Below are 22,626 nucleotides of genomic sequence, written 5' to 3'. Positions count from 1 at the left end.
GGCGCCGCCACCCGCCGTGCCCTGGAAACCGCCTTGCCGTGCGCCGTCACCGGACGTCAGGGTGGGGCCATGGAAAGGCCCCTGCTCTTCCTCGACGTCGACGGCCCGCTCAACCCGTACGCGGCCGAGCCCACCCGGCGACCTCAGGGTTACACCACGCTGCGCGTGCCGGCGTCCGGTGTCTCGGCGCGTCCGTTGCGGGTGTGGCTCCATCCCGCGCACGGTGAGGCGCTGCTCGGGCTGGGGTTCGAACTGTGCTGGGCCACGACGTGGATGGCGGAGGCCAACCACTGGATCGGCCCCGTCATCGGGCTGCCCGAGTTGCCGTACGTCGACTTCGGCGACGCGCTGTTCGCGCACCGCCCCGATCTCGTGCACTGGAAGACCGAAACACTCATAGCCCACGCCGCCGGCCGCCCGTTCGCCTGGGTCGACGACGAGCAGAGCCCCGCCGACGCGGACTGGGTGGCCGCGCATCACCGCGGGCCGGCCCTCCTGCACCATGTCGATCCCCGCGTCGGTCTGCGCGAGCCCGACTTCGCGGCGCTCGCCGCCTTTGCCGCGTCACCGCGGGCGCCGCTGTGACGCGGTGACCGCGGCGCGGCCGACTCAGGCCGGGGGCCGCTGGGGGCCGGGGCGGTCCTGGTCCTGGCCGCACAGCTCGGTGGTCAGCCGGGTGAGCAGGGCCGCCAGCTCGGCGTGGCGGTCGGGGTCCCAGTCGCCGAGGAGGTCGGCCAGCACCTTGCGGCGGGCCTCGGTCAGCAGGGCCACGATCTCCTGACCTCGTTCGGTGAGATGGAGCGGGTTGCCGCGCCGCACGGCGTAGCGGTGTTCCTCGACCTCGAAGGCGGCGCGCTCGATGACGTTGTACGGCACCGTGGTCTGCACGGACAGGTCGACCGGGTCGGCGGAGCCGGTGCGGGCGATGTAGAGCAGCAGCCAGGCGGCGGCGGGCTGGAGGTCGAGGCCGGCCAGCGCGGTGATCCGCGCGTACAGGTCGCGGCGGGCCTCCCGGCTGCCGAGGAGGCTCAGACCGCGGGCGATCTCGTCGAGGGAGGAGCGGTCGACGGGGTTGGCACCCAGCGTCTCGCTCGCGTCGGGCACGGTGACCGAGCGCCGCAGCGGCTGCTCCTTCAGGAACCAGGCCAGCACGAAGGCGAGCACGCAGATCGGCACCGCCCACAGGAAGACGCCGGTGATGGCGGTCGAGTACGCGTGCAGCACCGGTTCGCGCACGGACGGCGGGAGCTGCCGCACCCCGCGCGGATCGGACTGGATCATGGCCGGGTCGAATCCGGGCGGCAGGCTCAGTCCGGTGAGCGCGGCGGTGATCGCGCGGGCGAGGCCGGTCGCGAAGATCGTGCCGAAGATGGAGACGCCGAAAGCGGCCCCGACCGAGCGGAAGAAGGTGGCGCCGGAGGTGGCGGCTCCCAGGTCGGAGTAGTCCACGGCGTTCTGCACGGCGAGGATCAGGATCTGCAGGACCAGGCCGAGCCCGAGCCCGAAGACGAGCAGGTAGGTGCTCAGCACCCACACCGGGGTGGTCTCGTCGAGCTGGTGCAGCAGGAACAGCCCGAGGATCGTCACGGCGGTCCCCGCGATCGGGAAGACCTTGTAGTGGCCGGTGCGCGAGACGATCTGACCGGAGCCCGTGGAGGCCACCAGCATGCCGACCACCATGGGGATCATGTGCACGCCCGACCAGGTCGGCGAGTAGCCGTGAACGACCTGGAGGAAGGTCGGCAGGAAGGTCAGCGAGCCGAACATGGCGAAGCCGACGACGAAGGAGATCACCGAGCACAGCCAGAAGGTGCGGACGCGGAACAGCCGCAGCGGCAGCACCGCTTCCTGCGCCCGCCGCTCGACGAGGACGAAGGCCGCGATCAGCACGACGCCCAGCACCGCGAGCCCGACGACCTGCCAGGAGCCCCAGGCCCACGTCGTGCCGCCCAGCGACGTCATCAGCACCAGACAGGTGGCGGCGGCCGCCACCAGCACCATGCCCCAGTAGTCGATGCGGTGCGTGGTCCGCCGGACCGGGATGTGCAGCACGGTGGCGATGACGGCGAGTGCGAGGATGCCGAGGGGGAGGTTGACGTAGAACACCCAGCGCCAGCTCAGGGTGTCGACGAACAGCCCGCCCAGCAGCGGTCCGAGCACGCTGCTCGCCCCGAACACCGCCCCGAACGCGCCCTGGTAGCGCCCCCGCTCGCGCGGCGGCACGATGTCGCCCACGATCGCCATGGACAGCACGATCAGCCCGCCGCCGCCCAGGCCCTGCAGCGCACGGAAGGCGATGAGCTCGCCCAGGCTCCGGGAGAGGCCGCACAGCGCGGAACCGATCAGGAAGAGCACGATGACGGCCTGGAAGAGCTTCTTCCGCCCGTACATGTCACCGAGCTTGCCCCACAGCGGGGTGGCGGCGGTCGAGGCCAGAAGATAGGCGGTGACCACCCAGGACAGGTGCTTCAGGCCGCCCAGGTCGCTGACGATCGTCGGCAGCGCGGTGGAGACGATCGTCTGGTCGAGAGCGGCCAGCAGCAGACCGAGCGCGAGCGCGCCGATCGCGAGGTACACCGACCGCTTGTCGGTCACTGCCGAGGGGCCGCCCGCTGTCGTCTGCCCTGCCGGGGCAGTGGTCTCGTCCTGCGCCATTGGCACTCGTTCCGCTCGGGCACCGGGGCTCGGTACCGCGTTCACGCTATTTCCCTGTAAATATTCACACCCTTTCCACAGGATTGGCGTGTTTGTGCGACCGTCGGGACCGAAGACGCCTGGGCACCGGGTCCGCGCGGTCTGCATAATCACTGCGTCTGTCAGGACGTGGGGAGGGGGCGCCGGTGGCGTCGGACGCGCCGGGATCGCCGGCTTCGCAGGAGGAACAGCTGTACGAGTCGCTCCGGGTGCGGCCGTATGTGCCGGGGCCCGAGGGCTACGCGGACCTCGAGGAACCCGTCCCGGCCGCCGTGGCGGCGGGGGCCGCCGAGGCCTTCCCGGAGCGGCAGGACGACCCGCCGACGGCGCCTCTGCCGCCCGTGCCGCCGAACGCTCCCGTGCCGCCGAACGCTCCGGGGCCGTCCGCGGCGGCGGGGCAGGAGGAGGACACCGACATCATCGACCTCGGCACCGTCTCCTCGGAACGGCTGCCGGAGCCGGCGGCCGCCACGTCCGGGGAACCCGCGCCCCACCCCTCCCGCGTCGGGGGCAGACGCCGCCCCGGGGTTCGGCGCCGCCGTGGCGCGCTCGTCGCGGGCGCGGGCATCGCGGCCCTCGGCCTCGCCGTCGGGGCGGTCCTCGTCACCGCCCAGCTGACCGGCAGCCCCGACCGTACCGAGGCCGCCCCAGACCAGGGCGCCTCCGAGGCGGCCGTGGAACTGCCGTCCTCCGCAACGGCTTCGGCCTCCGCCGGGCGTTCGGCCTCGCCCACCGCCTCGCCTTCCGCGCCGGCCTCCGCGAGTGCCTCGGCCTCCGTGACGGCCTCCGCCCCCGCCCCCGCCTCCGCCTCGGCGTCGGCGTCCTCGTCCTCTGAGACGACCGGCGGGCCGACGCCCGGCACCACCGCGTCCCGCCCGACGTCCCCCGACGGCGGTGAGACCTCCCAGCCGCCCGGCTCGGCACCGCCGGCCGTGCCCGCGACGCTGCAGCGCGGCGACACCGGCCCCGCCGTCGTGGACCTCCAGAACCGTCTCAAGGCGGTGCGGCTCTACTACGGCCCCGCCGACGGCGACTACAGCCGGCAGGTCGGTGACGCGGTGGCCCGCTTCCAGTTCTTCTACAAGGTCGAGGGCGACCCGCAGGGCGTCTACGGACCCCACACCCGGGCCGCCCTGGAGGCGCGGACCGGGTCCTCACCGGACCAGGGCACGGACTCCGGCGAGATCGACGCCGACGGAACCGGCGGTGGGACCGGCAACGGGACGGGAAACGCGAACGGCGGCCGCAACTGACGGTCGGCCGACCTGACGGCCACGTCCCGCGCGCAGCGCCGGCCCAGGGGACCTCGTCCCCCGGCGGGCGCCGTCGTATCGGTGCCGGTCGCTCATGCAGGATGGGGGCGTGGCGATCGACGACTTCGGGCTGAGGGGCTTCCAGCTCGTCCTGCTGCGGCGCATGGCCGACCACCGGCCGGAACTGGTGGAGGAGGCGCTGCGCACGCTCGGGGCGAGCCGTACCGAGATGCGCGAGGCCAACCGCCGCTGGCAGGCATGGGGGCACGCCAGGGGCTTCCCGCGCGGCGAGCGCCGCTATCGGACGGTGCTCGGACCGCCCGAGGCGGTGCTCCGGCGCCGGGTGGGCGACCTGACCTGTACGGCGCTGCTCTGGCCGGTCCCGCTGTGGCCGTCGCTGCGTTTCGAGGTGCTGTGCGCACCGGGCGGCAGGGCGGTCTGGAACGAGTGGCTGGTCCGCGCGCCGGGGGAGCCGGGGCCGAGGCTGTCCGGAGTGGACGACCTCGCGCCCTGGTCCTGCACCGTCGACGAGGTGGCCCGGGCGTTCCCGCCCGCACGCCCCATGGAAGGCGACGCCCCCACCCGCTGGCGACTGGAGTTCACCGATCCTCAGGCCCCGCCCGGGGCGGCTCGCCGGACCGCCGGCTTCACCTACGGACTGCTGCAGTACGTGGACGGGACGGCCGCCGCTTTGTGAGGAGGGCGAGCGCGGACGGCGCCCGGTGCCGGACGCGCTCGCCCGGGTACGCCCGGCACCCCCCCTGGCGGAACCGCGGCGCGATTTTGTATCGTGTAGGAACAAAGTGGTTCCGCCCGTTTCCCCTGACCGGCGGGCGGGCCACTTGCCTGTGCCCCCGAGGAGTTTCATGCTGCCGCCGTCCACCGTCGTCCCCGCCCGCGCGCTGCTGCTGGACATGGACGGAACGCTGGTCAACTCCGACGCCGTGGTCGAGCGCTGCTGGCGCCGGTGGGCCGCGGGGCACGGACTCGACGGCGATGCCGTGATGAAGACCGTCCACGGCCGCCAGGGCTACGCCACGATGGCGGTGCTGCTCCCGGACCGCCCGATGGCGGAGAACCACGCCGACAACGCGCGCATGCTCGCCGAGGAGACCGCCGACCTCGACGGCGTCGTCCCCGTCGAGGGCGCCCCGGCCTTCATGGCCGCGCTGCAGGGCCGGCCGCACGCCCTGGTGACCTCCGCGGACGAGGGCCTCGCCCGGGCCCGCATGGGCGCCGCCCGTCTCCCGCTGCCCGCCGTCATGGTCACCGCTGAGAGCGTCAGCGCCAGCAAGCCGGACCCGGAGGGCTTCCTCAAGGGCGCCGCCGAGCTGGGCTTCGCCCCGGAGGACTGCGTGGTCTTCGAGGACTCCGAGGTCGGCATCGCGGCCGCCAAGGCCGCCGGAATGCGCGTGGTCGGCGTGGGCCCCCGCGCGGCGGTCCACCAGCCCACCGTCCACGTCGACACCCTCGCCGACATCCGCGTCCAGGCCACCGCCGACGGGGCTTTCCTGCTGCATGTCGGCGGCTGACCCCGGCCGGTTGGGCCCTCGACGGGCGCCCCTCGACGACATCGGCGCGTCGACGGGCGGTCAGGCGCCAGGGACCAGGTGGTGACGGCTCTCGCCCACGAGGAGCCGGCGCGGGCGACGGCCGGTCACAGGGCGTCGAGGAACGTGCGGACTGCCGCGGCGAAGCCGGCGGGATCGGTCTCGTGCACGGTGTGTCCCGTCGCGAGAGCGACGAGCCGGGTGTTCGGACGGCGGGCTGCCATGGCTTGGGCGTGGTCCAGGGTGAGCGTGTCGCTGCGGGTGCCGTGGACGAGCAGGGCCGGGCACTCGGTGGCGAGCCAGTCGTCCCAGTGGTTGCCGTTGACCTGGCCGACGGACGTGACCATGTCCTGTGGCCGGAAGGCCAGGCCCCAGCCGTCGGGATGTTCACGGATGGCGTCCGTCAGGTATCGAACCGCCGCTCCGAGTTGTTCGACCAGTGCCGTGCGGGTGGGTGCCCGATGCGGCCATGCCAGGCAGAAGGAGAGGTCGTCGTCGATCTCGGCGCCGATGTCCTCGATGACGAGCGCACTGACCACGTCGGGGTGGCGCGCGGCCAACTGGTAGGCGTTGACCCCGCCGAGGGAGTGGCCGAGCACCACCACCTGCCGCAGGCCGAGGTGGGCGATGAGCGCGGCCGCATCCTGAACGTAGCCTTCGCGAGAGAAGTCCGGGGGCCTGTCGGAGAAGCCGTGTCCGCGCTGGTCGAGCGCGACCACTCGCCAGGCGGGAGCCAGGGCGTGCGCCAGGCCGGTGAAGGTGCGGGCCTCGTTGAAGTGCCCGTGCAGGGCGAGCAGGGGCCGTCCCGGGCCCCCGAAGTCGAGGTAGGACAGGCGGCGTCCGTCCACCGTCAGTGCCGCGCGCGTCGGTTCGGGCTGGGATGTCGGCTGCATGAAGATCAGACTGCCATGGGAACGGCCCATCCGAACGGCTGTTCTCATGAAAGGTCCCGCCCGCGCATGTCTCGGAACCGGCCCGTCGCATATCGTCGCCAGGCGCACAGGCGCACAGGCGCACAGGCGCACAGGCGCACAGGCGCACAGGCGCACAGGCGCACAGGCGCACAGGCGCACAGGCGCACAGGCGCACTGCGACGTGGGCCGGCGCGGCGCCGGACCGCGGCGCGGAGCGCACCGACCGGGGGAAATGGCATGTGCCCCACGCCGCAGGAGTGACATCCTGGCGGGGTGAGCGGCCTGAACGGACCTGAGATCGGCATCAGCTTCGCCTCCCCGCTGCGGCTCTTCACCGCTGCGGTACGACGGGAGGGGCGGACCATCGTCGTCACCGACGGCGTGTCCTCCCTGGGGCACGTCGTGGAGTCACTCGGGGTCCCGCTCACCGAGGTCGGCCGGCTGCTGGTGGACGGCCGGGAGGTCCCCACCTCCTATGTGCCGATGTCCGGCGAGTACGTGGAGGTCGAGCCGGTCACCCGACCGCAGCGCGTTCCGGGTGCGCCGCTGCGCTTCCTGCTCGACGTGCACCTGGGCACCCTCGCGCGGCGCTTGCGGCTGCTGGGCGTCGACGCCGCGTACGAGAGCGAGGACATCGGCGACCCCGCCCTGGCCACCCGGTCGGCCGCCGAGCGGCGGGTGATGCTCTCCCGTGACCGCGGCCTGCTGCGCCGCCGGGAGCTGTGGGCGGGCGCGTACGTCTACAGCGACCAGCCCGACGAGCAACTGCGCGACGTGCTCGGCCGGTTCGCCCCGGCCCTGGAGCCCTGGACGCGCTGCGCGGCGTGCAACGGGCCGCTGCGGGAGGCCGACAAGGACGCGGTCTGGGAGAAGCTGGAGCACGGCACCCGACGCAGCTACGACGTGTTCGCGCAGTGCGCCGACTGCGAACGCCCGTACTGGCGCGGCGCGCACCATGCCCGCCTCGAGGCGATCGTCCGCGACGCGGTTCTCGAGTTCGGCGCGGCCCCCGCCGCCCCGTCGGCCTGAGGGCGCGGCCGGCCTCGGGGCGGCCTCGTCGTCCTGACCGCCGCGGGGGCGCGGGTCCGGTGATGTCCCGCACGGCGCGGGCGGCCGGGTCGCCGCGGGATGCCGCGCGTCGGCGGGCGAAAGCTCAGCAGCGTGCTCAGAGGCTGCTGACCCCGCGTCCCGGCCCCGCCCGGCCGTCGGGACCGCGGCCGGGACCGCGGCCGGGAACTCACGCCTTCCCCTCCGACGTCCACACCTCACGACGACGGAGGGAAGGCCGACCGCCATGGCAGAACTGCGCCTGGGCCCGCTGCTGAGGTACGTGGACGAGGACACGGCCACCGTGTGGGTCGAGGCCGACCGCCCCGCCACCGTGAGCGTCGCGTGCGACGACGGGGCCGGCGGCACCGAGCACACCTGGCAGATCGCCGGTCACCACTACGCGATCGTCACCGTGGGCGGGCTGCGCCCCGGCACCACCACGCCGTACCGCGTGCTCCTCGACGGGCAGCAGGTCTGGCCGCTGCCGGGCTCCCCGTACCCGCCGAGCACCATCCGCACCGCCCGGCACGGCGGCTACGGCGAAGGGGACGGGGAGGGGGACGGACGGCCGCTGCGGGTCGCCTTCGGCTCCTGCCGCTGGGCGGCACCGCCCCCGGACGAACCCGACCCCATCGGCCCGGACGCGCTGGACACCCTGGCCCACCACATCGCCTCCGGCGAGGCGCCCCGCCCCGACCTCCTGCTGCTGCTCGGCGACCAGATCTACGCCGACGAGACATCCGCGGCCACCCGCCGCTGGCTCGCCCGGCGCCGCGACCTGAACGACGCGCCCTGGGACCAGGTCGCCGACTACGAGGAATACGCTCACCTCTACTACGAGTCCTGGCTCGACCCGGACATCCGCTGGCTGCTGTCCACCGTGCCCAGCTGCATGATCTTCGACGACCACGACGTCGTGGACGACTGGAACACCTCCCACTCGTGGCGCGCCTCCATGCGGGAGACGGCCTGGTGGCACGAACGCGTCACCAGCGGCCTCACCTCGTACTGGGTCCACCAGCACCTCGGCAACCTCACCCCCGCCGAACTCGCCGCCGACGAACTCCTCGCGGCGGTGCGCGCCGCCGACGACGGCACCGAGACCCTGCGCGCCTTCGCCGCCCGTGTGGAGGCCGACCCGGCGCACACCCGCTGGAGCTACCGCCGTGACCTCGGGCGCACCCGCCTGCTCATGGTCGACTCACGTGCCGTCCGCGTCCTGGACGAACACGAACGCGCCATGCTCGACCCGGCGGAACTCGACTGGCTGCGCCGCAACGCCCGCCCCGACGGCAGCTTCGACCACCTGCTCATCGGCACCTCCCTGCCCTGGCTCCTCCCGCACGCCGTCCACGCCACCGAGGCCTGGAGCGCCGCCCTGTGCGGCGGCAGCCGCGGCCACCGCTGGACCCACCGCGGCGAACGCCTGCGCCGGGCCGGCGACCTCGAACACTGGTCGGCCTTCCCCGACTCCTTCGAGGACCTCGCCGGGATCCTCACCGACGCCGCCTGCGACGCCGAGGCCCCCGCCACGATCTGCGTCCTGTCCGGCGACGTCCACCACGCCTACACCGCCGAGGCCCACCGACCCGGCGCACCCCTGCGCTCCAGGCTGCTGCAACTCACCTGCTCCCCGGTGCACAACACGATCCCCGGGTACATGCGCCTGGCCTTCCGCTTCGCCTGGACCTGGCCCGCCCGCCTCGTCGGCCGCGCCCTCACCCGTCACGGCCGGGCCGCCACCCCCTCGCTGCGCTGGCGCAAACTGGACGGCCCGTGGTTCGGCAACCAGCTCATGACCCTGACCCTGCGCGGCCGTGCCGCGGAGCTCCGCCTCGACCAGACCCGTGCGCCGAAGGGGATCTCGCAGCGGGCAGCGCTGGTGACCGTGATGGACACGCGCCTCACGACCGGCTGACCCGACGACCGCGCCCGCTCGCCGCCGCCGGGAAGTCTTTGGAGGAGATACGCCCGAAGGGCGCCCCCGCGAGGGCGCCCTTCGGGCGTATCTCCTCCAAAGACCAGAAGCCTGTGGTTGGGGCACACCGCTCGGCTAGTGAATACGTAGAGTGATGACCGAGAAGAGGATCAGACCGACTGGCTTGGAGGGCGGCGTCGCCCTGGCGGCGGCCGACGGGGGATGGTTATTCGCCCGTCCACCGGTTGCGGTCATGCTCTAATCGCCGGATGACGAAGATTGAATCAGAGCTGATACGACGTTGGCTGAACGGTTGGACCGTGGCTCGCTCCCTGCCCGAGGCCGAGCCGGTCGAGTCCGCAGGGGACGGCCTGCGGTCCAAGTGCGACCAACCCGGCCGCGAGGTCGAGGTGTTCGCGCTGCGTGCGGACGAGGAGCCCGAGTCCTTGGCACGGCTGGCGGCAGCCGTCGCCGCCGCGAGGCAGACCACCTGGCTCACGGTGCCTACGCTGCGTCCAGGCACCGTCGAATCCGTCGTCGACGCCGCCGGACTGGAAGTGCTCCACCGGTCAGAGTGGTTCATGACGACCGATCTGACCGGGCACCCGCAGCACGCGCCCGCCGCGCCGTACGAGCGCGAGGTTCGCACGGAGGGACCAGTCACGGTCGTCTCCCTCCATGACTCCTCTGGAGAGGTGGCGGCGCGCGGCACCATCGCCGTGGTCGGCGCCGATGCGATCGCCGATCGCATCGAGACGGACGCGGCGCACCGGCGGCGCGGCCTGGGCCGCGCCATGATGAGCGCTCTGGCGGAGGCCGCCGTGGCCCAGGGCGCCCGTACCGGTCTTCTCATCGCCAGTGAGGACGGCCAGCACCTCTACTCCTCCCTCGGCTGGCGCCACGAAGCCGACGTCCTGATCGCCCGGGGGCCGGTGGTTGCCCTCAACCGGTAGGACTGGCTCACGCTGACCGATCCGGCCTTACGCACGGCGCACTCCGGCGGATCCCACCGAGCGAAGATGCCCGGATTTCCTTTAATTGCCTGTTCCGGCTGTATTCCGGTTGGCCGTCATTCTCGGCTGCCCCTGTCAGCGACCATCAGCAGGAAGGCGAAGCGCGCTGACGTACGGGCCGGGCGGGATGTGGAGGGTGGCGGTGTCGTAGTCGCCGAAGCGGAGCACGTTGTCCCTGCGGTGCGGACTGAGCGCGGCGATGTCGTCGGGGTTCACCTCCCGGCCTTGGGCGGCCATCTGGCGCAGTGTCTCGGTCATGTCGACGGTGGTGGAGAAGATGATGCTGTTGGCCATCAGGTCGAGGAACTTGACGGCCTTCTCGTGGAGTTCGGGATCGCGGGAGCGCAGGTAGCCCTCCCCGCCGAAGTGCAGCCACTTCGTGCACCCGTTGTATGCCTCGGCCTTGTTCGTCGCTCTGGTGATCTGCTCCCGCAGCTGCGGGTCCGACAGGTAGCGGTGCAGGACGATCGTCCGGACGGCGCGGCCGACCTCGCGGAAGACCCGGTAGATCTGGTTCTTGCGGGAATGGTTGTTCAGGCGCCGCAGGAGGGTGACGGAGGACACGGTGCCTTCCCGTACCGACAGGCCGACCTGCATGAGGTCCTTCCAGCCGCTCTCGATGAGGCGCCAGTCGATGCAGGTACGCGGATCAGCGGAGAACAGCGCGTCGATATGCCGGTAGCGCACCTGGGGATCGGGGCGGTGGAAGGTGAGGTCCTGGAAGTTCCGGATCCGCGGCAGCAGGTCGATGCAGAGCAGGTGGGCGAGCCCGAAGACCGGGAAGGACTGTCCCTGGGTGTCGGCGTGTACGGTGTCCGGCCTGACCTCCGACTCGTTCGCAAGGAGCGAGTCGATGAGGTAGACGGCCTCCCACACCCCACAAGGGATGAACCGGGAGAAAAGCGCAACGTACGTGTCGGAGACCAGGTGGTGGGCGATCCCGCCGTAGCCGCCGTAGCGGATCGAGGTCTCGGCGAGGAGGTTGTCGATGACGGTGTCCATCATGGTGCCGTCCACCGCCGCCACCGACCCATCCCCCCACGCCGCCGTCAGGTCCAGGCCGGCGTGGGCGTTGACGACATCGGCCCCGCACCGGTTGAGAACCGGGATGGTGAAGTGGCGCTTCGCGATCGCGCCGAGTTCGTGCGCGGCCACGCTGCCCCGCATGTGGCGCACCGCCTGGGCGGGGCCGAGCCCGGAGCCGTAGACGAACGCGGTGGTCACGTAGCGCGGCAGGGGTTCCTTCAGCTTCGGCTCGCTGCCCGAGCGTGGGCCGGGCCGTTTCCACCAGTCCGTCCAGTGCGCCGCTCGCGCCAGATGTTCCAGCACGCTGCGGGCGGGAAGCCGCTCGGAGAGCCTTCCTCCAGCTTCTCCGCGGAGGCGGTGCGCTCGCCTGCTATGCGTAGAGCAAGGGAGGGGACGCCGGTGACCGGGTCGATGGTGAGGTCCTTGTTGTCCGGATACCCGGCGTCCACGGTCTCGGCGATCGTGGTGAGCCGCTCGCGCAGCTGAACGGTGAACTCGCTCGCGGTGGCCGGGATGCCGGCCTGCTCGCAGAAGCCGGTGAGCTTGGGCTCGCACTGCTCCCAGGGCAGGAGCATGCGGGTCCAGTCACCGTAGTCCTCGGCGCCGATCACGGCGACGTCGCCGCAGCGCAGCTCTTCCACGAGGCGGGCGAACACCATTGCCTCGAAATGGCGGCGGACCAGCATCCCCGGCTGCTGGCGGGAGTAGACGGTCTTCAGCCACATCTTCGGCGCGAACGACAGGTCCAGCCGTATCAACTCCCCGTTCTCGTCCTTGCGGGTGGGATGCGTGTCCGCCACGAGGGGCCGGGTGAGGTGCTGGTGAGCGAGGACGTGGTCCATCGCGTCCAGCACGCTGCGGTCGGTCGAGGTCGCGGTGAACGACAGACGGCGGGCGATCTTGAACATGGTCGGCCGGTCCGGCTTGAAGAAGCGCTCTACCAGTGCCGTGTAGTTGCTGCCCCGGTAGGCGTCCAGAGCCTCCAGCTCCGCCAGCTGGGCGTCGAACCCTCCCGCCGTCTCGATCGCGGCCCGGGCGTTCTTCAGCGCCAGCAGGTCATCCAGCCACGCCTCCCCCTCCCACGCGCCGGGAGCTGCCTCGCCACTGCCGCGCAGGGCGGAGCACGTCCCGGAGGGTGGCCAGGAGCTGCTCGGTGGTCTCCTTCTGCCGTTTCTCGATCTCCAGCAGCTCTTCCTGGGCCCGCTTGAGGTGCCGGGACATGCGCTTGGAGAGCATCACCACGGTCTCGTCCCGCACCGCCGCCTGCACCTGCGCGAGCAGGCACACGGTCATCGCGGTACGGCGGGGCTCGGCAATGTCCTTCATCTCGCCCACCGACAGCACCCTCGCCTGCTCGGCCAGCGCGGCCACCTTCGCCGGCGGTGTCTTCCCCACCCAGAAGACGGCATCCCCCAGCCCGTCCACCCTCTCCATCCGCTCCGCATGGGCCCTGAACCGCGACCAGGTCGCCCGCCGGGCGGGCTGCTTGATCCACGCGAACAGGCTCTGGTACTCGCCCTCGACGACCTCCAACATGCCCGCGACCCGCTCCCGCGCCGCGTCACTCATGCGCGCGACGATCGCCTCGCACTGCGAGGCTTCCACCTCGAAGCGGATACGGGCGGCCATCCGGTCCAGGGTGGAAAACGCAGGCAGCTCCAGCCGCTCCTTCTGTCGGACCAGCTCCTCCAGCGCCACGTTCACCAGGTCCGCGGTATGCGCCTTCACCGGCGCCGCCGCCCGCATCGCCGCCTCCGCGACCGCGCGGGCCTCGCCCGGCCTGTGCTTCAGCTCCAGACGGTCACGTACGGCCGACCGGTAGCGCTCCTCGCTCCGTTCGGAATCCGCCTCTGGCACCGTCCCCGCAGTGAGCCTCGCCTGATCGCGCACGTGAGCCACGACCACCTCGGGTATCTCCCCGAGGTTGGGGACACGGCCCAGCCGCGCCGCGGACTTCAGCATCACCAGCAGCGCCAAGAGCCGGCTTGGGCGGTCATGCGTACGCTCACGCGCCCAAACCACATCCTCCGCCGACGTCGTGAGAAACTCCCGCAACTCCCGTTCCGAGATCAGCCTCTTGAACCTCGGATACGCCGTCCGCTCCAGCGACGCCACACCAACCGCCCCACACCCGACCGACTGACAGCGGCCACCATAAGCAGCGACCAGCGGCGTGGCGGAGGCCAGGGCTGGATCACGGAGCGTATGCACACTCACCGTATTCGATCGTCACGCTCTGCCATGAAGTGGCGGCTATTTTGCGTATCTCCTCCGCCCACCCGGGAAGCACGACGCGGGCGGAGGGCCCGCGTTGGCGCGGGCCCTCCGCCGTGGTGCGGGTACCGGATCAGAAGCGGGTGGTGCTGTTGAACCTGGCGGTCGACCAGAGGTAGCCCAGGACGGTGAGCCCGACGCACCAGGCGGCGGCGATCCAGCCGTCGTCGCCGATCCCGGTGCCGAGGAGGAGGCCGCGGAGGGTCTCGATGGCGGGGGTGAACGGCTGGAACTGGGCGATGGGCTGGAACCAGCCGGGCATGGAGTGGAGGGGGACGAAGGCGCTGGACAGCAGCGGCAGCAGGATCAGGGGCGTCGCGTTGTTGCTGGCGGCCTCGGCGTTGGGGCTGACCAGGCCCATGCCGACGGCGATCCAGGTCAGTGCGGTGGCGAAGCCGACGAGGAGGGCGAGGGCGGCGAGCCATTCCAGGGGAGTGGCGCCGGTGGAGCGGAAGCCGATGGCGACGGCGACGGCGACGGCGCCGACGAGGACGACGCTGATGACGGACTGCAGGACGCTGCCGATGACGTGTCCGACGATCACGGAGCCGCGGTGGATGGCCATGGTGCGGAACCGGGCGATGATGCCCTCGGTCATGTCGTTGGAGACGGAGACGGCGGTGCCGACGGTCGTGCTGCCGATGGTCATCAGGAGCAGGCCCGGGACGAGGTAGGCGATGTAGGCGGAGCGGTCGGGGGCGCCGCCGCCGATCCCGGCGCTCATGGTGTCGCCGAAGACGTAGACGAACAGCAGGAGCAGCATGATCGGGGTGAGCAGGAGGTTGAGGGTGAGGGAGGGGTAGCGGCGGGCGTGCAGGAGGTTGCGGCGGAGCATGGTGGTGCAGTCGCGCAGGGCGAGGGCCGGGGTACTCATCGCAGGGCCTCCGTGGGCTGGTGGGGGAGGGTGGTGTCGCCGGTGAGGGCGAAGAAGACGTCGTCGAGGTCGGGCGTGTGGACGGTCAGTTCGTCGGCGTGGACGGCGGCGGCCTCGAGTCGGTCCAGCAGATTGCGCAGCGCGCGCTGACTGCCGTCGCTGGGGATCCGCAGCGTCAGGGTGTCGTCGTCGCCGACGGCGGCCGCCAGGGCGGTGGCGGCCTCGCGGTAGGCCGCGGGGTCGGTGAAGCGGAGGCGGACGTGTCCGCCGGGGATGAGCCGCTTGAGTTCCTCGGCGGTGCCCTCGGCGACGATGGTGCCGTTGTTCAGCACCGCTATGCGGTCGGCGAGTTCGTCGGCCTCCTCCAGGTACTGGGTGGTGAGGAAGACGGTGACGCCGGCGCGGACGAGGTCGCGGATGATCTGCCACATGGTGTGCCGGGAGCGGGGGTCGAGGCCGGTGGTGGGCTCGTCGAGGAAGATGACACGGGGGTCGCCGACCAGGGTCATGGCGATGTCCAGGCGGCGCTTCATGCCGCCCGAGTAGGTGGAGGCCGGCTTCTTCGCGGCATCCACCAGGTCGAACCGCTCCAGCAGTTCGGCGGCGACCCGGCGCCCCTCGCGCTTGGACAGGTGGTGCAGGTCGGCCATGAGGAGCATGTTCTCCTCGCCGGTGATCAGTCCGTCGACGGCGGAGAACTGCCCGGTGACGCCGATCGCCGCGCGCACCGCCTGCGGCTCGCTCGCGAGGTCGTGGCCCGCGACCTGGGCCTGCCCGCCGTCGGCCGTGATGAGGGTGGACAGGATCTTCACGGCGGTGGTCTTGCCGGCGCCGTTCGGACCCAGCAGCGCGAAGACGGAACCGGCGGGGATGCGCAGGTCGATGCCGTCGAGCACGGTCTTGTCGCCGAAGGACTTGCGAAGACCGATGGCGGAGACGGCGGCCGGTGGCGCGTGGCCGTCCGACTGGTTGGACGTGGGCATGACAGATGCAGCCATGGGACCCTCCGATCGAAGGCTCAAGTGAGTGGGGTCGGGGGCGCGGGCGCCCGAAGGTCGTGCTGGTCAGGGCCGGGCGCGGTGGATCTCGATGTTGCCCCAGCGGGTCCGGGCGTGGACCTCGACGGAGTCCTCGGTCTTCTGCGGGGGCTCGGAGCCGGCGAGCGTGTTGCGCACCTGCCCGCGCTCGGAGCTGACGTCGAGCCAGGCGGCCGTGCCCTCGCGGACGCCGACCTCGATGGCGCCGTAGGAGGTCTCCAGCCGGACGGTGCCGCGCGCGACGTCGGCGACCCGCAGGTTGCCGTGGGCGACGGTGGCCGTGACCGAGCTCTCCGCGCGCGCGATGTCGACGTTGCCGTGTGCTCCGCGCACCCGCAGTTCGCCGAGCGCGGCGCCGACGGTCGTGGTGCCGTGCGAGTTCTTCATGTCGGCGGGGCCGTGGACCGTGCCGACGCGCAGGCTGCCGGAGCTGGTGGTGATCTCGGCCGAGCCCTCGATCCGGTCGACGGCGACCGCGCCGTGCGAGGCGGTCAGCTGCAGCGGGCCGGTCGTGTCGAAGCGGACGTCGTTGGACGAGGTCTTGACCCGGACCTCGCCCAGCCGGCCCTCGCCGAGCACCTGGGTCCAGGAGCCGGTCACGTCGACGTGCGAGCCCGCGGGCAGTTCGACCGTCACGTCGACGACGCCGCTGGGACCGATGAGGAAGCGCTCCTTCGTCCTGACGGTCAGGGCGCCGCCCGCGAACGCGACCTCGGTCTGCTCGGCGGCCCGTACGTCCTTGTCCCGCTTCGGCTCGCGGGGCCGCACCTCGACCACGGTGTCGGAGCGGTCGCCCGCGGTGAACCGGATGGAGCCGGCGCCCACATGGGCGGTGACGGTGATCGGTTCGGGAGTGTCGAAAGAAGGCATGGCTGTCCCGTCCTCCTGAGTCCTGGGGTCGTCCCCGCTGGTGGGACGTGGTGTGGGCGAAGTGGGTCGGGGCGCGGGCGCGGCTAGCGCACCCAGCCCCGGAAGCTCTGTCCGGTGGTGCGGGTCCTCTCCGTCGCACGGGCCTGCGGGGCGCCGCCGACCGCGGTCGACACGGCGCGCACCAGCCACGCGTTGACCGACAGGCCCTCGCGGTTCGCGGCCTCCTCGGCGCGGGCCTTGAGGTGGGCCGGAAGGCGGAGGTTGACGCGGGCGGTGGCCCCCTCGTCGCCTTCGGCCGGGACAGCGGCCCGGGGCGGTTCGACGGGCACGAGGCCCCCGTCCGCCGGGTCGCCGCCGGTGGGCGGCAGCGTCACCACGAAGTCGGGGTCCAGGCCGCGCAGCCGTACGTCGACCGAGCCGGGGGCGAGTTCGCGGGTGATCTCGTCCATCGCGGCGGAGAGCACGTTGAGCATGGTCAGGCGGGTCGCCGACTCCAGGGGAGCGGTGAGCCGCTCGGCCAGCGCACGCGCGTCCTCCCCGCCGGCTGCGGCGGCCACCGCGAGCTCGCGGCGGAGGGTGTCGACATACGGGGTGAGGTCCATGACGCCATGGTGGCACCACAATGGCGCAAGCGCAAGCCCCTGGTGGTGCCCCGCGGGGCGGTTGAGTGGTCGCGGGTGGCCTGACCTGGGGAAATGTAACGCTGGCTGATCGGGTGGCGATGGTGCCATGGGTGCCAGATGCGTCATCCGCGGTGGGGTGTGGCACTGGGTGGCGTCAGGTGGTGCCATGCGGTGCCAGTTGATGCCAGTCGATGCCGCCGTGCCTGCCGATGGTGCCGTGGACGCTATCCCCCGTGCTCGTCGAGCCAGAGGACGATCCCGGTCACGCCGCCCAGGACGGACGCGACGCCCGCGCGGATCGCCGCGGCGCAGCGGGCGGGGGTGAAGGACGCGGGATCGTACGTCGAGGACATGCCCAGGCCCTCGCCGCGGAAGGACGCGCCGGACCAGTCCACGGCGGTGACGTTGCCGGTGGGCTCCGCCAACTCCGCGCCCACCACGAGGAACTGCTGGGACAGGTGGTTCGGGGTGACCGTGGCCATGGGGTCGATCAGGTCGTTGCCGGCGCTGACGATGAGGTCCGGGTGCATGTCGAGGGCCCGGGTGATGCCGGGCAGGAGGTCGGCGGGGTGGTCGATGGCGACCTTCCTGAGGTCGACGTGTTCGGCCCGGGCCCATTCCTCGACCGCGGTCACCAGCTCCTTGGTCGGGCGGTCGTCGCCCGAGGTCACCAGGGCGACGCGGTAGCCCTCGGAGGGGTGGACCCGGGACCATGAGCCCGGGCTCGGGGTGGCGGTGGCCTCGGGGGCGGGTGGGTCGGCGCGGTCGACGAATCCCGGTCCGGGGGTGCCGATGGCACTGGGTCGCGGGTGCGGTTTCGACCAGTCGTCGCCGGAGCCGCATCCGGTGAGCAGCGCGGCGGCCGCTGCCAGGGTGGCGGCGGCGCGGAGCGGGGGGCGCAAGGCGATCGACCTCCGGGTGGTGACAGGTGGTGCTGTCCCATCCTGCATTCCGCTTCCGGCCCGCTCCATCCACGAGGGGCCGTCATCGCGGTTGTTCGCGCAGGATTCGCCGAACGGCCGGTTCCGGTTCACCCATGGCGTGCACCGTGCAGGGGCAACCTCAAGGAGCCACCATGTCACAACGCGTCCGCCGCAGCTTTCTCTGGATCATCGCGGCGGTGATCGCGATCCTCGGCCTCGGGCAGCAGCCCGCACTCGCGCACGGTTTCACCTCGACCGTGTACGCGGACGTCGCCTCCACCGACGGGGGTCGCCTCCGTACGACGCTGCAACTCGAGTACGACCTCTTCGTCGTGTCGGCCGCCGACGCCGGGCACGACGACGCCCTCTTCCGCGCAGGGACCGCAGCTTTCGACGCCGGTGACTCCCACGCCCAGGCCGCGGCGCTGGAGGCGCACGCGAAGTCCGCCGTCGCGTACGCGAGTCGGCGCTTCACGGTGACCTCGGACGGCGCCGCCTGCACGGCGGCCCGGGCCGGCGGTTTCACGATGGGCATGCGGGAGGGCGTGCCGTACACCACCCTCCGGCTGGACTGGCGCTGCCCGCAGGGCGACGACCGCGCGGTGCGCAGCGGCCTGTTCCCGGACGCCGAGGGGTACGTCAAGGGGACCAAGACCATCGTCACGTACGCCGTCGACGGCAGGTCGGGCAGTGCCGCCCTCGACGCCGAGCACCCCTCCTTCTCCCTCGGGCAGGCGTGGTACGAGCGGTTCTGGGAGTTCTTCCGCCTGGGCGCGGAGCACCTGCTGAGCGGGATCGACCACATCCTGTTCCTCCTCGCCCTGATCGCCGGTTCGCGGCGGCCGCGCGAGATCGTGCTGGCGGCGACCAGCTTCACGCTGGCGCACTCGGTCACCTTCATGCTGGCCGCGCTCGGCGTGGTCGACGTGCCGTCGCGGATCGTGGAGCCGGTCATCGCGCTGTCGATCGCCGTGGTCGCCGGCTGGTACCTGTGGCGCGTCTGGCGGCGCGGTGACCACGCCACCGAGCTCGAGGCCCCCGGCCAGGGGCACTTCAGCCTGGACAGGGCCGGATGGACCCGCCTTGGTGTCGTGTTCTGCTTCGGCCTTGTGCACGGCCTCGGCTTCGCGGGCGCGCTGGGCATCGACGAGGCGTGGTCGTGGACGCTGCTGTGGTCCCTGCTGGTGTTCAACGTGGGCATCGAGGTCGTCCAGTTGGCCATCATCGCCGTCGTCTTCCCGCTGCTGGTCGTGCTGCGCCGCCGTTCGCCGCGGGCGGGCCTGTGGGCGACGGGCGCGCTGTCCGCGGGGGTGGCCGTGATGGGGCTGGTGTGGTTCGTGCAGCGCGTGGCCGGAGTCTGAGATTCCGTTCAGCGCTCGTGCGATGTTCAACTGCCACGCAGCTCGTATTTATGTTCGCTTTACCTGCCGCGGTGAGCGTGGGCATCTCCACTCGCTGCACACCATGTGTGCACAGAAGGAAAAGACAGAGATGAGATCGAGCAACTCCCCGCGGACCTCCGGGTCCGCGCGGCGCCGTGTGGCCACCGGGGCCACCGCGGCGTTCCTCGGCCTGACGGTCGCCCTCGGCAACGGCCTGGTCAGCACGGCCTCCGCCGCCGACTCCGCCACCCTGAGCGGCATCGTCCTCGGCGTCGGCGCGAACGAGACGCAGCGCACCGTGACGTGGTACTCCTCGGCCGACACGGCGCAGAAGATCCAGGTCGCCCCGACCGCGCAGCTGGTGAACAACGAGTTCCCGGCCGACGCCGCCGTCTTCGACGCCACCGGCACGGCGAACATCGCCACCAGCGGCGGCTACAACCGCCACGCGACGATCACCGGTCTGAAGGAGAACACCCAGTACTCCTACCGGGTCGGCAGCGAGGGCAACTGGTCCACCGCGTACTCCTTCAAGACCCAGGACTTCGAGGGCGAGTACGACTTCCTGTTCTACGGCGACCCGCAGATCGGCTCCTCCGGCAACCTGGCGAAGGACCAGGCCGGCTGGCAGGACACGGTCGACGTCTCGCTGAAGGCCAACCCGAACGCCGAGCTCCTGGTGTCCGGCGGCGACCAGGTCGAGAGCGCCAACAACGAGGACCACTGGAAGTCGTTCCTGGCTCCCGACGGTCTGCGCCAGTACCCGTGGGCGGCCACCATCGGCAACCACGACGTCGGCGGCAAGGCCTACGAGCAGCACTTCACCACCCCGAACACCGACCGCTCGGCCCCGTACTACGACAACGGGAACCCCGACGGCACCAAGTCCGGCGGTGACTACTGGTACATCTACAAGGACGTGCTGTTCATCGACCTGAACAGCAACAGCTACAACTCCGCCAACGGCGGCGGTGACGCGGCGCACATCAACTACGTGACCGACGTCATCAACAAGCACGGCAACGAGGCCAAGTGGAAGGTCCTCGTCTACCACCACGCGATCTACTCGCCGGCCTCGCACGCCAAGGACGGCGACAACAAGCTGCGTCGTACGGACTTCCCGACCACGTTCTCCAAGCTCGGCGTGGACCTCGTCCTGCAGGGCCACGACCACAGCTACTCCCGCAGCTACCTGATCAAGAACGGTGAGAAGGCGAACCCGGCCGAGCAGCCCGGTGCCGCCGACGTGTACCCCGGCCCCGGCGGCGTCCTCTACGTGACGGCCAACTCCGCCTCCGGCTCGAAGTACTACGACATCACCAAGCCGGACAGCAGCGGCACCAGCGGCGCGGGCAACGGCGCCGACCCGCTGAACCCGGGCAACTACTGGTACAACTCGGTCCAGAACCAGGAGCACGTCCGCACCTACGTCAAGGTCCAGGTGCGCAACGACAAGCTCGTGGTCGAGAACGTCCGCAGCGGCACCTGCGCGGCCCCGAACTCCGAGGTGGAGAACGGCGAGTGGTGCAACAACACCCCCGAGGGCCAGCCCGTCGGCTCGCTCGTCGACAAGGTGACGGTGCACCCGTACCACGGTGACAAGCAGGACCTGCAGGTCAACGTCCCGAACCCGGCTCCGGGCGAGTTCGGCTGGACGATCGACGGCTACAACGGCCTGGTGGACCTCGGTACCGCCAAGGAGCAGAACGGCGACCACTTCGTCGCGGGCGGCAAGATCAACCCGATCCTCGTCTCCGACAGCCGCCGTTCGCTCGCCCCGTGGTCGATCTCGGCCAACGTCGGCGACTTCAAGGACGCCGACAAGACGTTCTCCGGCTCCTACCTCGGCTGGACCCCGTACGTCCTCGACGGCGGCGCCGGTGCCGTGGCCGGTGACCCGGTGGCCTCCGGTTACGACGACCAGGGCAAGGGCCTGTCCGACTCGCGTGGCCTCGGCTCCGCCGAGCAGGGCCACCCGCGCGGCTCCGCCAAGCTCGGCGCCGACCTGGACCTGAAGATCCCGGACAGCGTCACCAAGGGCGGCTACCGCGCCACCCTCACGATCACTGCGCTGAGCAGCTGACCGTACCCGTTTGACGGGGGGGGGGGGGGGGGGGGGGGGGGGGGGGGGGGGGGGTGCCTCCTGGGCCCATAGACACCCCACCCCCCCCCCACCCCCCCCCCCCACCCACCCCCCCCCTCCCCCCCCCCCCCCCCCCCCCCCCCCCCCCCCCCCCCCCCCACCCCCCCCCCCCCTCCCCCCCCCTCCCCCCCCCCCCCCCCACGCCGTGGACGAGGGTGGGGGGGCCGCACCGGCCACGGGATGCGCGGCACGGCCGGGATCGGGCGTTCGGTCAGCGGCGGCCGCTCCAGGACTTCACGTCCACGATCCGGCGGTGGTCGTTGCGCAGGGTCGCGGTGTCGCGGCGGTCCCACACGGAGTTGCGGCGGTCCTGGAAGACGTCGCGCCGGCTGTCACGGCCGAAGCCGGTGTGCACGCGGAGCTTCGAGTGACCGACGAGGCGCACGTTGCCGAAGCGGTAGCGGTTGCCGTCGCGGTCCGACAGGGTCCAGCCGCGCAGGTTCACCGAGCCGCGGCTGGTGTTCACCACTTCGATCCACTCGCCGCCGCCGCGGCCGAAGCGGCCGTGGCCGTCGCGGGTGTTGACGTCGCCGATGACCACCGGGGACCGGCCGTGGTCCCGGTGGTCCACCGCGGTGGCCGGCAGGGCGGCGGCGGCCACGACCGCTCCGGAGGCGAGGACGGTGGTGATGACACGACGGGTGATACGAGCAGACATGATGCCCCCTCAACAAGGTTGCGTTCCCGGCCCCTTCGGGCCGTTCCCGCGGTGCGGATGCTTCGGCGGTTGCCGATGGCCTCACTCTGGCCCAGCGGCGGCGCACACAACCGGAACAATCGCTTCGCGTTACAGAATGCGGACATATCCGTAACTGTTAGCTGTAAGCCTCATCTGTCAGCCTGAAGTGCCTCAGCACCTACCTGCATCACGCATGCACCCGCTCGGCACCGCTGTCCCGGCTTTCTGGGGTCACCCGGACGAGGGCCCTGATCGCCGGGCGGTCCCCGGCGCCCCGAGCCGCGCCTCGGTAACGGAGAATCGCACCGTGGCGGCACACGGCGCGGGCCACGAGGGCGGCCCGGCACAGGACCACGGCTATCTGCTGGACACGCGGGTCGGGGCGGGGACCCGGGGAGGTCGA

General features: G+C 71.8%; 20 protein-coding genes. 9 read left to right on the top strand and 11 right to left on the bottom strand.

Translation table 11 applies throughout. From position 1 onward, the window contains the following. The first annotated feature begins 69 nt into the window (after positions 1 to 69). On the top strand, positions 70 to 585 hold the full coding sequence (locus tag AC3ET4_RS07140; RefSeq protein WP_431947097.1) for an HAD domain-containing protein: 516 nt from the start codon (positions 70 to 72) through the stop codon (positions 583 to 585). Between the two features lie 24 nt (positions 586 to 609). Here the strand turns inward: AC3ET4_RS07140 and AC3ET4_RS07135 are convergent, their stop codons facing one another. Continuing rightward, a complete protein-coding gene (locus AC3ET4_RS07135) occupies positions 610 to 2,655 on the bottom strand; it encodes an MFS transporter (RefSeq protein WP_431947095.1) in 2,046 nt (681 codons plus the stop codon). A 185-nt stretch (positions 2,656 to 2,840) separates the two neighbouring features. Here AC3ET4_RS07135 and AC3ET4_RS07130 point away from each other — a divergent pair, with 185 nt between their 5' ends. From AC3ET4_RS07130 to AC3ET4_RS07120, 3 genes are all read left to right on the top strand, one after another. Next, positions 2,841 to 3,947, top strand: coding sequence for a peptidoglycan-binding domain-containing protein (locus tag AC3ET4_RS07130; protein WP_431947093.1), 1,107 nt, complete (start codon positions 2,841 to 2,843; stop codon positions 3,945 to 3,947). Between the two features lie 94 nt (positions 3,948 to 4,041). Next, entirely contained in the window at positions 4,042 to 4,644 is a 603-nt protein-coding gene (locus AC3ET4_RS07125) for a hypothetical protein (protein WP_431947089.1), read from the top strand. 169 nt (positions 4,645 to 4,813) lie between these two features. Continuing rightward, a complete protein-coding gene (locus AC3ET4_RS07120; RefSeq protein ID WP_431947087.1) occupies positions 4,814 to 5,479 on the top strand; it encodes an HAD-IA family hydrolase in 666 nt (221 codons plus the stop codon). A 125-nt stretch (positions 5,480 to 5,604) separates the two neighbouring features. Here AC3ET4_RS07120 and AC3ET4_RS07115 read toward each other — a convergent pair whose 3' ends face one another. Then, positions 5,605 to 6,390: an alpha/beta fold hydrolase gene (locus tag AC3ET4_RS07115; protein ID WP_431947085.1), complete on the bottom strand. Its 786-nt coding sequence runs from the start codon at positions 6,388 to 6,390 to the stop codon at positions 5,605 to 5,607. Positions 6,391 to 6,693: 303 nt separating this feature from the next. Here AC3ET4_RS07115 and AC3ET4_RS07110 point away from each other — a divergent pair, with 303 nt between their 5' ends. The 3 genes from AC3ET4_RS07110 to AC3ET4_RS07100 all read left to right on the top strand — a co-directional run bounded on the left by AC3ET4_RS07110 (position 6,694) and on the right by AC3ET4_RS07100 (position 10,332). Beyond that, on the top strand, positions 6,694 to 7,440 hold the full coding sequence (locus AC3ET4_RS07110; protein WP_431947222.1) for a Mut7-C RNAse domain-containing protein: 747 nt from the start codon (positions 6,694 to 6,696) through the stop codon (positions 7,438 to 7,440). Between the two features lie 265 nt (positions 7,441 to 7,705). Further along, complete coding sequence (locus tag AC3ET4_RS07105; RefSeq protein WP_431947083.1) at positions 7,706 to 9,379, top strand: alkaline phosphatase D family protein; 1,674 nt, start codon at positions 7,706 to 7,708, stop codon at positions 9,377 to 9,379. Between the two features lie 320 nt (positions 9,380 to 9,699). Beyond that, the gene (locus AC3ET4_RS07100) at positions 9,700 to 10,332 is read left to right on the top strand and encodes a GNAT family N-acetyltransferase (RefSeq protein WP_431947081.1); all 633 of its coding nucleotides are present in this window, start codon (positions 9,700 to 9,702) and stop codon (positions 10,330 to 10,332) included. A gap of 135 nt (positions 10,333 to 10,467) precedes the next feature. On the opposite strand, the gene AC3ET4_RS07095 is transcribed toward AC3ET4_RS07100, so the two are convergent. The 8 genes from AC3ET4_RS07095 to AC3ET4_RS07060 form a co-directional block, all read right to left on the bottom strand. After that, positions 10,468 to 11,721, bottom strand: a complete 1,254-nt coding sequence (locus tag AC3ET4_RS07095; protein ID WP_431947079.1) for a Tn3 family transposase — start codon at positions 11,719 to 11,721, stop codon at positions 10,468 to 10,470. Further along, positions 11,637 to 12,326 (bottom strand): hypothetical protein, encoded by a 690-nt coding sequence (locus tag AC3ET4_RS07090; protein ID WP_431947077.1) that lies wholly within the window; start codon positions 12,324 to 12,326, stop codon positions 11,637 to 11,639. The genes AC3ET4_RS07095 and AC3ET4_RS07090 overlap by 85 nt, the downstream gene beginning before the upstream one ends. A gap of 148 nt (positions 12,327 to 12,474) precedes the next feature. Further along, positions 12,475 to 13,533 carry a DUF4158 domain-containing protein gene (locus AC3ET4_RS07085; RefSeq protein WP_431947076.1) on the bottom strand — a complete coding sequence of 353 codons (1,059 nt, stop codon included), beginning with the start codon at positions 13,531 to 13,533 and terminating at the stop codon, positions 12,475 to 12,477. Positions 13,534 to 13,765: 232 nt separating this feature from the next. Continuing rightward, positions 13,766 to 14,566, bottom strand: a complete 801-nt coding sequence (locus AC3ET4_RS07080) for an ABC transporter permease (protein ID WP_431947074.1) — start codon at positions 14,564 to 14,566, stop codon at positions 13,766 to 13,768. After that, on the bottom strand, positions 14,563 to 15,564 hold the full coding sequence (locus AC3ET4_RS07075; protein WP_431947072.1) for an ATP-binding cassette domain-containing protein: 1,002 nt from the start codon (positions 15,562 to 15,564) through the stop codon (positions 14,563 to 14,565). Before AC3ET4_RS07075 ends, AC3ET4_RS07080 begins: the two co-directional genes overlap by 4 nt. A gap of 66 nt (positions 15,565 to 15,630) precedes the next feature. Next, positions 15,631 to 16,473, bottom strand: coding sequence for a DUF4097 family beta strand repeat-containing protein (locus AC3ET4_RS07070; protein ID WP_431947070.1), 843 nt, complete (start codon positions 16,471 to 16,473; stop codon positions 15,631 to 15,633). An 83-nt stretch (positions 16,474 to 16,556) separates the two neighbouring features. After that, positions 16,557 to 17,075 carry a hypothetical protein gene (locus AC3ET4_RS07065; RefSeq protein WP_431947068.1) on the bottom strand — a complete coding sequence of 173 codons (519 nt, stop codon included), beginning with the start codon at positions 17,073 to 17,075 and terminating at the stop codon, positions 16,557 to 16,559. A 245-nt stretch (positions 17,076 to 17,320) separates the two neighbouring features. Then, on the bottom strand, positions 17,321 to 17,998 hold the full coding sequence (locus AC3ET4_RS07060) for a type 1 periplasmic-binding domain-containing protein (RefSeq protein ID WP_431947066.1): 678 nt from the start codon (positions 17,996 to 17,998) through the stop codon (positions 17,321 to 17,323). Positions 17,999 to 18,171: 173 nt separating this feature from the next. On the opposite strand from AC3ET4_RS07060, the gene AC3ET4_RS07055 reads away from it, so the two are divergent. Then, a complete protein-coding gene (locus tag AC3ET4_RS07055; protein WP_431947064.1) occupies positions 18,172 to 19,380 on the top strand; it encodes a HupE/UreJ family protein in 1,209 nt (402 codons plus the stop codon). A 130-nt stretch (positions 19,381 to 19,510) separates the two neighbouring features. Continuing rightward, a complete protein-coding gene (locus AC3ET4_RS07050) occupies positions 19,511 to 21,484 on the top strand; it encodes a purple acid phosphatase family protein (RefSeq protein ID WP_431947062.1) in 1,974 nt (657 codons plus the stop codon). 271 nt (positions 21,485 to 21,755) lie between these two features. On the opposite strand, the gene AC3ET4_RS07045 is transcribed toward AC3ET4_RS07050, so the two are convergent. Then, complete coding sequence (locus tag AC3ET4_RS07045; RefSeq protein WP_431947060.1) at positions 21,756 to 22,202, bottom strand: lamin tail domain-containing protein; 447 nt, start codon at positions 22,200 to 22,202, stop codon at positions 21,756 to 21,758. Positions 22,203 to 22,626: the final 424 nt, after the last annotated feature.

The organism is Actinacidiphila sp. bgisy167, from assembly GCF_057707665.1.
Note: the sequence above shows the minus strand (reverse complement) of the source record. Positions and strands in the feature narration are given on the sequence as shown.

Excerpts from the sequence above, each read along its gene's own strand:
- AC3ET4_RS07140 (WP_431947097.1), top strand. The coding sequence starts at position 70 with ATGGAAAGGCCCCTGCTCTTCCTCGACGTCGACGGCCCGCTCAACCCG.
- AC3ET4_RS07135 (WP_431947095.1), bottom strand. The coding sequence starts at position 2,655 with ATGGCGCAGGACGAGACCACTGCCCCGGCAGGGCAGACGACAGCGGGC.
- AC3ET4_RS07125 (WP_431947089.1), top strand. The coding sequence starts at position 4,042 with ATGCAGGATGGGGGCGTGGCGATCGACGACTTCGGGCTGAGGGGCTTC.
- AC3ET4_RS07120 (WP_431947087.1), top strand. The coding sequence starts at position 4,814 with ATGCTGCCGCCGTCCACCGTCGTCCCCGCCCGCGCGCTGCTGCTGGAC.
- AC3ET4_RS07115 (WP_431947085.1), bottom strand. The coding sequence starts at position 6,390 with ATGCAGCCGACATCCCAGCCCGAACCGACGCGCGCGGCACTGACGGTG.
- AC3ET4_RS07105 (WP_431947083.1), top strand. The coding sequence starts at position 7,706 with ATGGCAGAACTGCGCCTGGGCCCGCTGCTGAGGTACGTGGACGAGGAC.
- AC3ET4_RS07090 (WP_431947077.1), bottom strand. The coding sequence starts at position 12,326 with ATGTTCAAGATCGCCCGCCGTCTGTCGTTCACCGCGACCTCGACCGAC.
- AC3ET4_RS07080 (WP_431947074.1), bottom strand. The coding sequence starts at position 14,566 with ATGAGTACCCCGGCCCTCGCCCTGCGCGACTGCACCACCATGCTCCGC.
- AC3ET4_RS07075 (WP_431947072.1), bottom strand. The coding sequence starts at position 15,564 with ATGGCTGCATCTGTCATGCCCACGTCCAACCAGTCGGACGGCCACGCG.
- AC3ET4_RS07070 (WP_431947070.1), bottom strand. The coding sequence starts at position 16,473 with ATGCCTTCTTTCGACACTCCCGAACCGATCACCGTCACCGCCCATGTG.
- AC3ET4_RS07065 (WP_431947068.1), bottom strand. The coding sequence starts at position 17,075 with ATGGACCTCACCCCGTATGTCGACACCCTCCGCCGCGAGCTCGCGGTG.
- AC3ET4_RS07055 (WP_431947064.1), top strand. The coding sequence starts at position 18,172 with ATGTCACAACGCGTCCGCCGCAGCTTTCTCTGGATCATCGCGGCGGTG.
- AC3ET4_RS07050 (WP_431947062.1), top strand. The coding sequence starts at position 19,511 with ATGAGATCGAGCAACTCCCCGCGGACCTCCGGGTCCGCGCGGCGCCGT.
- AC3ET4_RS07045 (WP_431947060.1), bottom strand. The coding sequence starts at position 22,202 with ATGTCTGCTCGTATCACCCGTCGTGTCATCACCACCGTCCTCGCCTCC.